This is a genomic window from Streptomyces sp. NPDC000410 (assembly GCF_040300305.1).
Lineage (GTDB): Bacteria > Actinomycetota > Actinomycetes > Streptomycetales > Streptomycetaceae > Streptomyces.
In genome coordinates, this window is the sequence record NZ_JBEPDM010000009.1 from 39,710 (window position 1) to 52,698 (window position 12,989).

The window sequence follows — 12,989 nt, forward strand, 5'->3', positions numbered from 1 at the left end:
CCCGGCCCATGAACCAATTACGCGAAAGCACAGATCATTTGACGGGGTGTCACGTAGCGTGATCCACATGACCAGGGGGATGGAAGAGTGGGCTGACGGCTCGGTCGGGCGCATCGTGAGCCATCCGGATCCGGATGCGTACGTGCTGGTCGACGGGGTGCTGCTGCGGATGCTTCCGCACCCCCCCGGGGCGCTGCCCGGTACCGAGGTCGAGGTGCGCCACGACGCGGGGCTGGGGCGGCTCGTCGCGTACGCGCGCGGGGCGGCGCGCGGATGAGCACGGTGGACTTCGGGCCGGCCTCCGGGTACGACGAGCGGCAGCCCGTCGTCATCCTGCTCGACACCTCGGCCTCGATGGGCCGGCCGTCGGACCGTCCGCGTATCGACGAGCTCAACACCGCGCTGTCCCGCTGGTTCGAGGGCGTACGGGCCGAGCCCCGGCTGCGGTCGCGGGTGGAGGTCTGCCTGATCACCTTCGACTCGCGGGTGCGGGTGTACGACCCGGGCCAGGAGTGTCTGGTGGCCGCGGACGAGGCCGTCGCGGACCGGCTGTTCGTCCCGGTGGACCAGGTGCGCCCGCCACGGCTGGGGGCGTCCGGCTTCACCCGCATGACCACGGCGGTCGACACGGCGCTCGATCTGGCGCGGGCACGCTACCGGTCCCTCCAGGAGCGGAAGGTCCCGGTGCGGCGCCCGTTCCTGTGGGTGCTGACCGACGGCGCCCCCAGCGACGAGGACGGACGACCGCTGGACGCCGGGGAGCTGGCCGGCACGGCACGGCGGCTGCGCCGCTGCGAGGAGCAGGGAGAGGGGATCTTCCAGGCGATCGGGGTGCGCGGTGCGGATCTTCCGCTGCTGCAAGTCCTGGCGCCCAAGGCCACGTTGATGCTCGACACGCTCGACTTCGGGCAGATCCTCGATCTGCTCTTCCAGAGCTCCGACCGGGTCGGGGCGGTGCAGCACGCCGACGACGTCCATGCGGAGGTGGCACGCATGGCCGCGGCGCGTGCGCGGATGAAGAAGCTGGAGGAGGGCCTGTGATCGTCGCCGGGGCCGTCGTCCAGGGCACGGGCCACCTGGCCGCCGGCCAGGGCTGCCAGGACGCCTTCAAGGCCGTCGACCTCGGCGACGCCGTGGTCCTGGCCGTCGCGGACGGCGCCGGCAGCCGCGACCGCAGCGCGCTCGGCGCGCACATCGCCGTGGACACGGCGTGCCGGGTCCTGACCGCGAACGTCCCGGACGCCTCGGCCGGTCCGGAGGACTGGACGGCCTGGATCGCCACGCGCGGCGCCGAGGTGGTCGACGGGTACCTGCGGGCGGCACAGGCGGTCCTGAGCTCCAGCAGCGGTGGGACCGGCGCGGCGGACAGGCCTGCGCGGGACGGCGGTGACGGCGAGCGGGCGGGTGGGCCCGGGGTATACGACGCGACCTACCGGCCTGAGCGGGCCCACGGGCCTGGGGTGTGCGACGTCGGGGCGCTGGCCGCCGGGGTCGTCGGGGTCGTCGTGCGGCCGCCGTGGGTGGCGTTCGTGGCTCTCGGGGACTGTTTCGGCGCCGTGCTCACGCGCGCGCGGGGCGAGGCGGCCGAGCGCTGCCATCTGGTGCTGCCGCCGCCGGATCCGGGCGGTCCGCCGCCCGGTTTCCTGTCGTCGCCCGGAGCACGGCTGCGGATGCGGACGTTCACGCTGTGGGACCCGGAGCTCAGCGGTGTCGTCCTCGCCACCGACGGGTGCGCTCCGCTGACCCTCGACCATCCGTCGGTGCGCGGGCTGCCGGACGCGGTGGGCCCGCTGCCCTCGGAGCGGTTCTTCTCCGGGCTCGCGGCGACGCTGCGGCGCAACGGCGGTGACGCGGAGCCGCTGCGGGCCCTGCTGTCGGGGCCGGACGCGGCGCGCACCGGTGACGACCTCACCGTTCTGTGCGGGCTGCTGGAACGGGGGTGAGCGTGCCGGTCAAGGTGGTGTCCGGGGCCGGGCACGAGTGGCTGCTGACCGAGCGGATCGGCAGCGGGTCGGAAGGGGTGGTGTACGCGGTCGACGACCCGCGCGCGCTGGTGGCCAAGCTCGTCCCGGATCCGCCCGACCCGGCCGCGTACCGGCGCCGGGTCGAGCGGTTGGTGCGGCAGCGGCGCGAGCCGAGGACCGTGCGGCTGCTGGCCGGTACCCCGGCGCGGCTGGCCTGGCCGATGGTGGCCGTACGGACCGTGCACGACCGGGTCGACGGCTACGTGATGCCCGATATGCGGGGGGCCTTCCAGCCCTTCGTCCATCTGCTGTCCCCCGACGCGCGCCGTTCCCTGCTGCCCGGCGCGACCTGGGCGACCGCGCTGGCCGCGGCCGAGTCGCTGGCCCGGCTGCTGGCCGGGCTGCACGCCGAGGGGTACGTGGTGGGGGACCTGAAGCCCGACAATCTGTGGGTCGACGGGCGCAGCGGCCTGGTCGGGATGGCGGATGTCGATTCGTGGCAGTTCACGGACGGCCTGGAGGTGTTTCCCGGGCGGATGCGCACGCCCGGCTATACGGCTCCGGAGCTGATCGGGCCAGGGGGTGCCTTGTGGATCAGGCCGGATCAGGGAGTGGGGGTCCCCCCATGCCCGCAGGGCATAGGGGGAGGGTCTGGTGCCGTGGATCGCAAGGCGGAGGAGGGAGGCTGGGGGTACCCCCGTGCCCGAAGGGCTACAGGGGAGGAGCCATGCCGACCGACGACAACGCGGCGAGGCGCGGCACCAGGGCACGCGAGCCCGGCAGGATCCACAAGACACCCCCGAGGCGCCCCCGTGTCCGGGGGGTCGCCCGACAGCGCGTCGGACGACTTCGTCCTCGCGGTGCTGGTGCACCAGTTGCTGTTGTCCGGGCTGCACCCGTTCGCGGGTCACCCGACCGACGGCGGCGACTATCTGTCGTACGACGACAACGTGCTGCGCGGGAGGTGCCGGATCACCGACCGGACGTCGGTGACACTGCCCCGTTCCGCGCCCCCGGCCGATCTGCTGCCGCGACGGCTGGCCGAGCTGCTGCGGGCCGCGTTCGGCGGGCGCCGCCGCCCCCGGGCCGCGTTGTGGGCCGAGGAGTTGGCGGCGGCACGGGCACCCGGCCGGCTCACGGTGTGCGCGGCCCACCGGCGGCATGTGTACACGGTGGAACGGCCGTGGTGCCCCTGGTGCGACCAGGCGGAGCGCGGCGTCGACAGCTACCCCGACCCGGGAACGGGACCGGGACCGCGATCGGCGGAGGACACGCCATGACGACCCACCTGCTCTCCGTGGCCCGGACCCTGGACCACTGCACCGTGCTCGGGCCGGGCACGCGGGCCGTGATCTGGGTGCAGGGCTGCCCCTTGCGCTGCCGGGGCTGCGTGGCGGCGGAGACCCTTCCCTTCGAGGGCGGCACCTCACGCGAGGTGGCCGAACTGGCCGCCTGGCTGGCCGCGTTGACCGGGGTGGAGGGAGTCACCCTCTCCGGCGGCGAGCCGTTCAGCCAGGCGGAGGCGCTGAGCGAACTGCTCGACGCGGTGCGCGAGGCACGGCCCGGCTTCTCGGCGATGGCGTACTCCGGGTTCCGTTACGAGGCGCTGCGCCGGGGCACCACCGGGCATCAGGCGCTCCTGGACCGGCTCGATCTGCTGGTGGACGGACCGTACGTCGCCGCGCAGCACGGCAGTCTGCGCTGGCGCGGCTCGTCGAACCAGCGGGTATTGCCGCTGACGGACCGTTACGCACGTCTGCTGGCGCAGTCCCCGGACACGAGCGCGGGCGTCGAGCTCTCGGTGGAGGCCGACGGGTCGTTCTCCTGGGCCGGGGTGCCGCCGGTGCCCGGTTTCCGGGAGGGCATGGAGGAACAGCTCGCGGCACGGGGGTTCGTGCTGCACACGCGAGGCCGGAGGGAATCATGAGCGGATCACCCATGTACAGCTTCGTCGCCGTCGATCCGGTGACCGCGGCGCTGGGGCTGACCGTGAGCGCGGGCCTGGCGCTCGCACGTCGGCAGCGGGAACGCGAACGGGCCGAACAGCGCGCCGCCCTGGCCCGGGAGCGGGCCCGGCAGGCCGAGCTGCGCCGGGCCGAGATCGAACGCCGTAACGCGGAACTGGCGGGACGACGGCGCGCCGAGCAGGAGGCGCACGCCGCCCGGACCCGCCAGGAGTACGGCCGCGCCGACGCCCGCCGGCTGGACGAGGTGGAACAGCTGATCATCCGGGTGCGCGCCGCCGCGGGCAGCAGTGACGCGCTCGCCGCCGCCGGGCGGCGACTGGCCGAACTGCGCGGCCGGGTCGGCGAGGGCGGCCCGCTCGGCGGCGCCATCGAGGAGCTGCGCGGTCAGGTCGTCCTCCTGCACCCCTCCGGTGACGCGCCCGCCGCGCGGACGGATCAGTACGAGGTGCTGGCGGATCTGGAGCAGCGGCTGGCCGACGCCGGGGCGAACGGCGAGGGGTACGACGAGGCGGGGCGGCTGCGCTGCGCCGACCTGCTCGTACGGCTGCGGGCGGCGGCCGGCCCGGAGCAGGTGGTCGCCTTCGAGGCCCTGCTCGGTACCACGGAGCACGCGCTCGTCCGCCACACGGCGACGGTGGCGGGGCTGGCCGAGGCCCGGCACCGGGCGCAGGCCGCGGAGGCGGAGCGCGCCGAGGCGCTGCGTGAGGAACTCGCCGAGGCGGAGGACCGGTTCGGCGTCGTCGACCGGGCCGCCCGGCACGCGGTCCGGGACGCCGTCGAGCTCGGCGACCCCGAACTGGCCGACCGGCTGGAGGACGTGCTGGACTCCGTCACCGGGGCGCTCGCAGCCGAGCAGGTGGACGCGGCCCTGGCGGCGGTGGCCGAGCTGGAGCGGCTGCTCCCCCTCGCGGAGGAGCGGCTGGACGAGCTCCAGGTGGCCCATGCCCGGCGCGGCGAGCTCGCCAAGGTCCTCAGGGACGCCATGACCGGCGCGGGCCTGTCCTTCAGCGGGGGCGAGGATCTGGGCGAGCGGTTCGTCCTGTCCTTCGAGCGGCCGACCGGAGCGACGTACGAGGCGACCGTCCAGACCGACGCCGAGGGCAATCCGGTGCTGACGTACCACGTGGACGGCGAATCCGACATGTCCGTGCGGACGGCGTCCGAGAGCGGCGCGGTCTGCGAACCGGAGGAGCTGCTGGACCGGGTGCACCGGGCCATGCACGGGGACGGCTTCGTACCGGGCGAGCTGACGTGGGACGACAAGCCGCCCCGCCAGGTGGGGCTGGAGCTGCCCGGGAACGACGCGCGGAGGACTCCGTGAGCGCCGTCGACTGGGAGAAGCACGAGCCGCGCACGGCGGCGGCCGAGGGCCCTGGTGCGCGGCGGGGGCCGGGCGCGGGCGCTGGCACGGACGGTGCGCGCCGGGAAGGGCCGGCCGCGGCCGACGGGATGATGCCGCTGTGGGCGGTCTCCCTCACCTGGGAGCTGCGCCGGGGCCGCCAGGTCGTCCTGGACGGCCAGATCAGGGACCGCTGGTGGTTCGAGGACCGACCCGCCTCCTTCCGCGCGCTCGTCGCCGGAGTTCTGGATACGTGCGGCGCGGAGGTCGTCGGCTGGTGGGACCCGGTCGACGGGCTCACCTTCCCGAATCCCTCCCACGCGAAGCGCTTCGACGAGCTCGTGGCACGGCTGCCGCGCACGGAGCGGGACAGGTCCTCTCAGGATCCGGCCGCGCGGGCCGCATCCACCCGACAGGATCCGGCCGCGCGGACCGCGCTCGCCGGACAGGACCCCACGGCTTCGAACATCGCGCCCCGGAACGGGTCCGCCCCGGAGGAGACCCGGCGTGGTGAGGAGCGGCGGCGCAACCGGGAGGGGCTCCTCGCACCGCAGCGGGCCCGGCGGGTGTCGGCCTTCGAGGACGTCGTGGCGATCGTGCGGCGCCTCGTCGCGTCCGACGAGGCGGCCACCGCGTTCGTCTTCCAGGACGTCGACCACCATCTCCCGCCCGGACAGCCCCAGTCGCACCTCGGCTATCTGCGACTGCGGGCGGCGATGACGGATGCCGTCGTGCCGCGGCCCGGCCCGTACAGCGGGCCGGCGCCGCGTGCCCGTAACGCGGTGCTGTGCGCGGTCGGGGACATCGGGCGGCTGCCCGGGTGGTTCCATCTGGAGGATCCGCGGGTCGCGGCACTGCACATCGGCCCGCCCGACCCGAGCCAGCGACGGCTCTGGCTGTCCTGGCTGCGTCACGAGTTCCAGGGCGCCGCCGACGCCTCACGCACCGATCTCGAGGCCCTGGTCGGCGCCACGGACGGGATGAGCGGCTGGGACATCGACGCGCTGTCGCGCACGTCCTGGATACGGAACGCCCCTGTCCGCAAACCCGACAAGCTCCTGGAGGTCCACCGGCTCAATGTGAGCATCGACCCCTGGACCCAGCTCGACCGGGAGACCGTCGGCGGCGCGGCGCGCGAGCTCGGGACCCGGGTGATCGGACAGCACGCGGCCGTCGAAGCCGTGGCATCGGCGCTCCAGGCCGCGTTCGTGGGCGTGGACTTCGGCAGCTCCGGCACCGCGCGGCCCCGGGGCGCGTTCTTCTTCGTCGGCCCGACCGGTGTCGGCAAGACCGAACTCGCCAAAGCGGTCGCCGAGTTGATGTTCGGGGACCAGAGCGCGTACGCGCGCTTCGACATGAGCGAGTACCAGCAGGAGCACGCCGCCGAGCGCCTCGCCGGCGCCCCGCCCGGATATCTCGGCCACGAGGAGGGCGGCGAGCTGACCCGCCGGGTGCAGGAGCGGCCGTTCAGTGTGCTGCTCTTCGACGAGATCGAGAAGGCCCACCCCAAGGTGCTGGACAAGTTCCTGCAGATCCTGGAGGACGGGCGGCTGACGGACGGCCGGGGCCAGACCGCGCACTTCTCCCAGTGCCTGATCATCTTCACCTCCAACACCGGCGCCGACGGGGTGCAGGACCTGCTGGCGGAGCGCGGGGACGACCTTCCGTACGCGATGCTGGAATCGCATTTCACCTGGGCCGTGGAGGAGAAGTTCCGCTCCATCGGACGGCCGGAGATCTACGGGCGTCTCAAGCCCGGGGTCGTCGTCTTCGACATGCTGCGCCGCGAGCACATCGTCAGGATCGCCGACCGGCTGCTCGGCCAGCTCGCCGAGTCCGTGCGCGAGCGGTACCAGGTGGAGCTCGTCCACGACACCGCGGGCATCCACCCCTGGATCACGGAGCGGATGTCCGAGCCCGAGCACCAGGCCTACGGCGGGCGGCAGATCCGCAACGAACTGGAGCGGCTACGGGCGGCGGTGGTGCGGCACTTCATCGAGCACCGGCCACCGGCGGGCAGCCGGATCCGGCTCGGGGTCGCGACGGACGGCACCCCCGAGGTGACCGCCGAAGTGACCGCAGAAGGGGGCGGATGAGCGTGCTCGGCATCGACATCGGCCACCGCTACGGACGGATCGGGTGGACGGGTGGCGACGGCCGCCCGGTCGTCGCCACCACGCTGCTGGAGCGTCCCGACGCCCCCGCCGCCGCACTCACCGCGCTCCGCGCCCTCGTCCCGGACACCGGAGGGGACCCGGAGGACACCGAGGCCGCGATCGGGCTGGCGCCCGGCGGCCAGGATCTGACACTGCTGCGCGCCGTCGGGAACGCGGGGCTGAACGTGCGCCATTCGGTCCCGGAACCGGTGGCGGCGGCGCTGCACTACGCCGCTGTCGTCGAGGGCGTGGACCGTACGGTGCTCGTCTGCGACCAGGGGGCGACGACGCTGGACCTGACCGTCCTCTCGATCACCCCCGATCGGACGGTGCGGGTCGTGGACTCGCGCACCCACCTGCTCGGCGGTGACGACTGGGACGAGGTCGTCGCCGTCGAGTTGACACGGCGGTTCCCGGGCGCCCGGGGTGACGGCGATCCGCGCCCGGTCGCCGAGCGGCTGCGCAGACTGCTCGACGAGCGGGAGACGGCCTCGGTCGGGGAACTGACGCTGGACCGGGAGACCTTGGACCGGCTGGTGGCACCGCTGCGCGAACGGGCGCGGGCCGCGGTGGCCGAGGCGCTGGCGGCGGCCGCGCAGCCACCGGATGCCGTACTGCTCGCGGGCGGTCTGTCGGCGACCCCGGGCACGGCGGCTGCCCTGGAGGCGCACCTGGGCCTGCTGGTGCGGTGCACCGCTCCCGAACTCGCTGTCGTGCGGGGCCTGCTGGCCCTGGAGGACTTCGGACTGCTCCGCATTCTCTCGGGCCCGGCGAGCCCGCCCGCCGCGCTCCGCAAGGCCCCGGAGCCGGCGGCCACACCGGCGCCGGCCCCCGTGGAGGACCCGGAGCCGCAGTGGTGGCAGCGCCGCGAGGACCCGGAGCCGCCGGCGGCCCGGGCCGGCGCGGACAGCGCGGGCGGACGCACCGAGCCGTACGCGGCCCCCGGACCTGACCCCGCCCGCAGCCACGTCACGCGCCCTCCGGAAACGCCCGCGGAGACCCTCAGCGGAACCACGGCCGACACCCCACCGCGCACCACCGCCAACACCACCGTCCCCGCCCCGGACGCGTTCGCCCCTACCCCGAACGCCGCAGACGCCTTCATCCCCGCCCCGGACGCCCCGGACGCGTTCGCCCCGGACCCCACGGCCCCCTTCGCCCCCACCCCGGACCCCACGGCCCCCTCAGCCACGCAGCCCCCCTCCCCCGACCCCGGCTCCCCCGCGCGTGAGGACGGCGCCGCCCCCGTCCACGGCCCCCTCGTCGCCGTCCCCGTGGACCAGCTCCAGGCGATGCGGCGCGGTGAGCATCTGCTCGTCCTGTGGGCCTGGCCCCCCGACGCGCTCACCGCCCGGGTCCGCTGGCGGGTCGAGGGCGACAGCCCCGACAACCCGCTGGACACGGGCGACATGCGCTGTCTGCGCCGGGTCTACGAGCACGACGGCGGCCTCGTTCTCCCGGTCGGCCGCGGCGCCGTCACGCTCACCGTGGAGGCCCTGGCGCCCGCCGACCCCTCGATCGACTGCGAGGGCTCGTCGTCGCTGATCGTCGCCGCGGAGGGGCCCGTCGTCGAGTACGAGCCGTCCGTACGCCGCCGCCTCAAAGGACGCTTCGCCACGGTCACGTTCAGCTGCGAGACCGGCTGCGAGCTCCCCCCGGTCCGTATCGTCCACGGCATCGGCCGCTACCGGCCCACCAGCACCGCCGAAGGCACGGTGCTGTACGAGGTGCCCGCCCAGCGGCTGCCCGCGCGGGTGCCCGTCTCCGTCGAGTTCCCGCTGCCCGCCACGCGTGAGCCGTCCTGGCTGGTCTGCTTCCCGGCCGACGCCGACACCGACATCGACATCCGCCCCACGGCGCTGCACCGACTGCGAGTGACCTGAATGGCCAGACGACTGACCTGCCCGTACTGCTACGAGACGTTCACGGCGCGCGAGATCGGATTCCGCTGCAACAGCCGCATGAGCCCCACCCAGAAGCGGTGCCCCCGCAAGCGCGACCGAATACTCGCCGAACGCATGGGCCAGCGCGCCGAGGTCGGCCCCGACTTCGCCGGGGACGGGCGCAAGCCGACCGCCGTCTGCCCCGACTGCGACGGCGAGACGACGTACCGGATCTGTCCGGTGTGCCACTCCACGCTCCCGGTGCAGTTCGGCATGGTGGAGAACCGGATGATCGCCATGGTGGGGGCCAAGGCGTCCGGCAAGACGGTGTACATGACCGTGCTGCTGCACGAGGTGATGCATCAGGTGGGCGCCGCCTTCGGCGCCGCGCTGATGGGGGCGGACGACGCCACGATGCTGCGCTTCAGCTCCGACTACCAGGATCAGCTGTTCCGCGACGGCCAGATGTTCCTCGGCACCCGTACGGCGGTCGCCAATGACAACCGGGTCGAGCCGCTGGTCTTCCGGTTCGGGCTGCGGCGGCGCGGGCTCTTCGGGGAGCGGCCGCAGCACACGGTCCTGTCGTTCTTCGACACCGCGGGCGAGGACTTCAGCTCCCGGGACGGCATGGAGATCAACACCCGGTACCTGGCGAACGCCGACGGCATCATCCTCCTCCTCGACCCGCTCCAGATGCCGGGCGCCCGCAAGGCGGCCAGGCCCGGCACCGCACTGCCCGGATCGGAGGGCGTCGACGCGCCCGGCAACGTCCTGAGCCGGGTGACGAACATGCTGCTCGGCCTCCAGAAGGGGACGCCGAGGAAGGTGGACACCCCGATCGCGGTGGTCTTCTCGAAGCTGGACGCCTTCTGGCACCAGCTGGAGGCGGGCAGTCCACTGCGCGCGCAGCCGCCCACCGGCAACCAGTTCGACGTGGAGGACAGTCTCAGCGTGCACGAGGAGGTGCGGCAGCTCCTCAAGGACTGGGACGGGGTGCCGATCGACCAGGCGCTGGAGAACAACTACGCCCGCTACCGCTACTTCGGCGTCTCCGCTCTCGGCAACAGCCCGACCCCCGAGGCCAGGGTCGCCCCGACCGGCATTCAGCCCTACCGGGTCGCCGATCCTCTGCTGTGGCTGCTCAGCGAGTTCGGTTCGGTGCCGCGGAAGGTGCGGCGGAAGGGGAAGGGGCGGGGATGACGGGCGAGGGCTCCCGGCCGGTCTTCCAGCAGCTGTACTACACCTCGTGCGAGCGCGGGCTCACCGGCTTCTCGGGCTTCCAGTTCAACGCGGTGAGCGCCGGGGTCTCGGCCGAGACGATGCACACGGTCGAGACGCTGGCCGGCTACGACCCGCCCCGTTCCCTGGTCGAGTCGGACACGCCGCAGCAGCTCGCGCGCTGTCCCGTCAGCCTCTGCTTCGTCCCGTCCGGACCGTCCGGGAAGGGCGCGACCGTGCTCAACGTGCGGTACGTGGGCCGGGACTCGGCACGCCGGTTCGGGAACTACTTCGCCCACGCCCTGCACAGCGACGACTTCGCCGCGGCGGGCGGCGGGATGCTCGGCATCGAGCTGTGGGACTCGTCCGCGTGGACGACCGAGCGGGCGCCGGCCACCGAGATCCCGGCGCTCGGGGCCGCTCCGCCCCGGGGACCGCTGACCCCCCGTGCCGTGCAGGGGTTTCTGCGGGAGCACCCGCACGCGGATCAGCTGCCGTGTCTGCTGGCCGCCGTGTTCACCGCGCTCGCCGAGGACCGCTCCGTCGTCGTGGTCGACAGCTCCACGGACCGGATCGCGCACTGGTTCGCGGCCGTCAGCTATCTGCTGCCGCCGCGGCTCGCCCGACGGCTGTCGTTCACGACGTACCTCTCCCGCCCCACCCGCAGCCGGCTGCATCTGATCGGCACCGTGCCGGAGGCGGAGGCCGGCATCGGCCCGGACGAGCAGGAGTCGTATCCGGTCTTCGACTTCACGACGGGCCGCTTCCCCGACGCCGTTCCGCTGCACTATCTGGTCCGGCTGCTGGTACGGATCGGGGTGCGGTCGATCGGGCCGGTCTGGTCCTGGACGGCGGAGTACGCGGACGGCGAGGAGCGCCACCTCGGCGACTGGCACGCCCCGGTGGCCGCCGCTGCCGCCGCGGGCGGCATCGCGCTCACCGCCGAGGACGTGGCGGCCGTGGTCGGCTGGCTCGGCGGCGCCGCGCATCTGGGGTCCCGCCGGGCCGTCGTGGCCAGGGACATCTACCTCAAGCACCGAGGGCTGGACGACGGCCGGCTGGCGGCGCTCAGCGCGGCCGCGCTGGCCGGCGGCGATCTCGCCCTGCACCAGGAGCTGGAGGGCACGCTGCACGAGTCGCGGATGCGTGCCTATCTGACCGGCGCGGAGGAGGCCGCCGCACCCGTGCCGATCGCCGACCCGGCGCTGCGCGAGCGGGCCGCCGAGCTGTGGCTGCGGCTGCTCGACGAGGCCGTCGGCGTACGACAGCGGGTACGGCACCTGCTGTGGGCCCACGGCGCCCGGCTCGACCCGCCGGCCGAGGTCGTCGGCCGGGTGGGCCGGGAGCTGGCCCGGGGCCTGCTGGACCGGGCGGCGACCCATGCGGTACTGCCCTCGCTCCAGCGGGAGGTGGGACAACTCATGGACCACCGGCCGGAGTTCAGGACCTCCCTGGCGGCCGCGGTGGCCGAGCTGGTCGGGTCGCGCGGCGGCCAGCACCAGCTCTTCTCCCAGTTCCCCGCCGCGCTGCTCGACGAGGGGGATCTGCGGGACCATCCGCGGCTCCTGGAGCACTACTGGATCGCGCGGGCGGAACGCGAACCGGCCACCACTGTCGCGGTGTTGTTCCGGATCCTGCGGCACCGGGGACGGGATGTCCCGGACGCCGAGCTGCTGGACGCGCTGTGGCGGCGGACCCCGTGGTCGTACGAGGAGGCCGGCGAGATCGCGCTCGCGCTGCCCCAGGGACGGCCGGTGGGCCCGGCGGTGGGCGAGTACTTCACCCGTACCCTCCGGCAGGAGATCTCGGACCAGGCCGGTCTCACCGCGTGTCTGCACCTGTGCGAGCTGCTCTCCGTCGGTACCAGGTTCCTGTGGCTGCCGCCGGACACGGCCGAGTGCGTCGCCGTCACCCTCGCCCGGGACACCGAGCTGCGGACCGCCGTCGAGGCGACCCGGCTGGCCGATGCCTTCGCGGTCCCGCTCGACCCGATGTGGGCCCCGCCCCGTGCGCTGAAGCTGCTGCGGCTGGCGGACACGCTGGTGCGGCTGCGCGCCGATCCCGCCGGCGTACCGAAGATGGTCCGCCGGCTGGACTTCGGCCCCGCCAACGCCTACCTGCACGCCGTCCGGGCTGCGGCGCGCGGTGGCGGCCGGATCGACGACGTACTGCTCGGCCATGTGGCCGGGCTGGCCCTGGTCGGCGCCAGGACCGGGCTGCCGGACGCGCACCGCGCCATCGCCGCCGACGTACGGCGTCACGCCGCCGATCAGTGGCGGACCGCCGACACCGAGCGGCTCGCCGAGCGGGTACGCCCCTACGACGCCCGGCTCACCGACTGGCTCGTGGACCGCGCCGAGCAGCGCGTCGGCGCGCCGAAGAAACTCTTGCGGCGCTTCACCGGGCGCAGGCCGACGAGCGGTGACCCGGGCCCCCGCCCGGGCGGGGAGGGGTGAGGCGAA

General features: G+C 74.2%; 10 protein-coding genes. All 10 read left to right on the forward strand.

What is annotated here, in order from left to right:
* The first annotated feature begins 67 nt into the window (after positions 1-67).
* The 10 genes from ABT342_RS13510 to ABT342_RS13555 are packed head-to-tail and all read left to right on the forward strand — an operon-like array spanning position 68 to position 12,983.
* Positions 68-277, forward strand: coding sequence for a hypothetical protein (locus tag ABT342_RS13510; RefSeq protein ID WP_351571699.1), 210 nt, complete (start codon positions 68-70; stop codon positions 275-277).
* Positions 274-1,041, forward strand: coding sequence for a vWA domain-containing protein (locus tag ABT342_RS13515; protein ID WP_351571702.1), 768 nt, complete (start codon positions 274-276; stop codon positions 1,039-1,041). The genes ABT342_RS13510 and ABT342_RS13515 overlap by 4 nt, the downstream gene beginning before the upstream one ends.
* A complete protein-coding gene (locus ABT342_RS13520; RefSeq protein WP_351571705.1) occupies positions 1,038-1,943 on the forward strand; it encodes a protein phosphatase 2C domain-containing protein in 906 nt (301 codons plus the stop codon). Before ABT342_RS13515 ends, ABT342_RS13520 begins: the two co-directional genes overlap by 4 nt.
* Positions 1,940-3,244 (forward strand): hypothetical protein, encoded by a 1,305-nt coding sequence (locus tag ABT342_RS13525; RefSeq protein WP_351571708.1) that lies wholly within the window; start codon positions 1,940-1,942, stop codon positions 3,242-3,244. The genes ABT342_RS13520 and ABT342_RS13525 overlap by 4 nt, the downstream gene beginning before the upstream one ends.
* Positions 3,241-3,891 (forward strand): 4Fe-4S single cluster domain-containing protein, encoded by a 651-nt coding sequence (locus ABT342_RS13530; RefSeq protein WP_351571711.1) that lies wholly within the window; start codon positions 3,241-3,243, stop codon positions 3,889-3,891. The genes ABT342_RS13525 and ABT342_RS13530 overlap by 4 nt, the downstream gene beginning before the upstream one ends.
* Complete coding sequence (locus ABT342_RS13535; RefSeq protein WP_351571714.1) at positions 3,888-5,252, forward strand: coiled-coil domain-containing protein; 1,365 nt, start codon at positions 3,888-3,890, stop codon at positions 5,250-5,252. The genes ABT342_RS13530 and ABT342_RS13535 overlap by 4 nt, the downstream gene beginning before the upstream one ends.
* Positions 5,249-7,366 (forward strand): AAA family ATPase, encoded by a 2,118-nt coding sequence (locus ABT342_RS13540; protein ID WP_351571717.1) that lies wholly within the window; start codon positions 5,249-5,251, stop codon positions 7,364-7,366. The genes ABT342_RS13535 and ABT342_RS13540 overlap by 4 nt, the downstream gene beginning before the upstream one ends.
* Positions 7,363-9,309 (forward strand): Hsp70 family protein, encoded by a 1,947-nt coding sequence (locus ABT342_RS13545; RefSeq protein WP_351571720.1) that lies wholly within the window; start codon positions 7,363-7,365, stop codon positions 9,307-9,309. The genes ABT342_RS13540 and ABT342_RS13545 overlap by 4 nt, the downstream gene beginning before the upstream one ends.
* The gene (locus tag ABT342_RS13550; protein WP_351571723.1) at positions 9,310-10,509 is read left to right on the forward strand and encodes a TRAFAC clade GTPase domain-containing protein; all 1,200 of its coding nucleotides are present in this window, start codon (positions 9,310-9,312) and stop codon (positions 10,507-10,509) included.
* The gene (locus tag ABT342_RS13555; protein ID WP_351571726.1) at positions 10,506-12,983 is read left to right on the forward strand and encodes a GTPase-associated protein 1-related protein; all 2,478 of its coding nucleotides are present in this window, start codon (positions 10,506-10,508) and stop codon (positions 12,981-12,983) included. Before ABT342_RS13550 ends, ABT342_RS13555 begins: the two co-directional genes overlap by 4 nt.
* Positions 12,984-12,989 lie beyond the last annotated feature (6 nt).

What these genes read in the sequence shown, in the direction of transcription:
- ABT342_RS13510 (WP_351571699.1), top strand. Translation starts at nt 68, where the DNA reads ATGACCAGGGGGATGGAAGAGTGGGCTGACGGCTCGGTCGGGCGCATC.
- ABT342_RS13535 (WP_351571714.1), top strand. Translation starts at nt 3,888, where the DNA reads ATGAGCGGATCACCCATGTACAGCTTCGTCGCCGTCGATCCGGTGACC.
- ABT342_RS13550 (WP_351571723.1), top strand. Translation starts at nt 9,310, where the DNA reads ATGGCCAGACGACTGACCTGCCCGTACTGCTACGAGACGTTCACGGCG.
- ABT342_RS13515 (WP_351571702.1), top strand. Translation starts at nt 274, where the DNA reads ATGAGCACGGTGGACTTCGGGCCGGCCTCCGGGTACGACGAGCGGCAG.
- ABT342_RS13555 (WP_351571726.1), top strand. Translation starts at nt 10,506, where the DNA reads ATGACGGGCGAGGGCTCCCGGCCGGTCTTCCAGCAGCTGTACTACACC.
- ABT342_RS13530 (WP_351571711.1), top strand. Translation starts at nt 3,241, where the DNA reads ATGACGACCCACCTGCTCTCCGTGGCCCGGACCCTGGACCACTGCACC.
- ABT342_RS13545 (WP_351571720.1), top strand. Translation starts at nt 7,363, where the DNA reads ATGAGCGTGCTCGGCATCGACATCGGCCACCGCTACGGACGGATCGGG.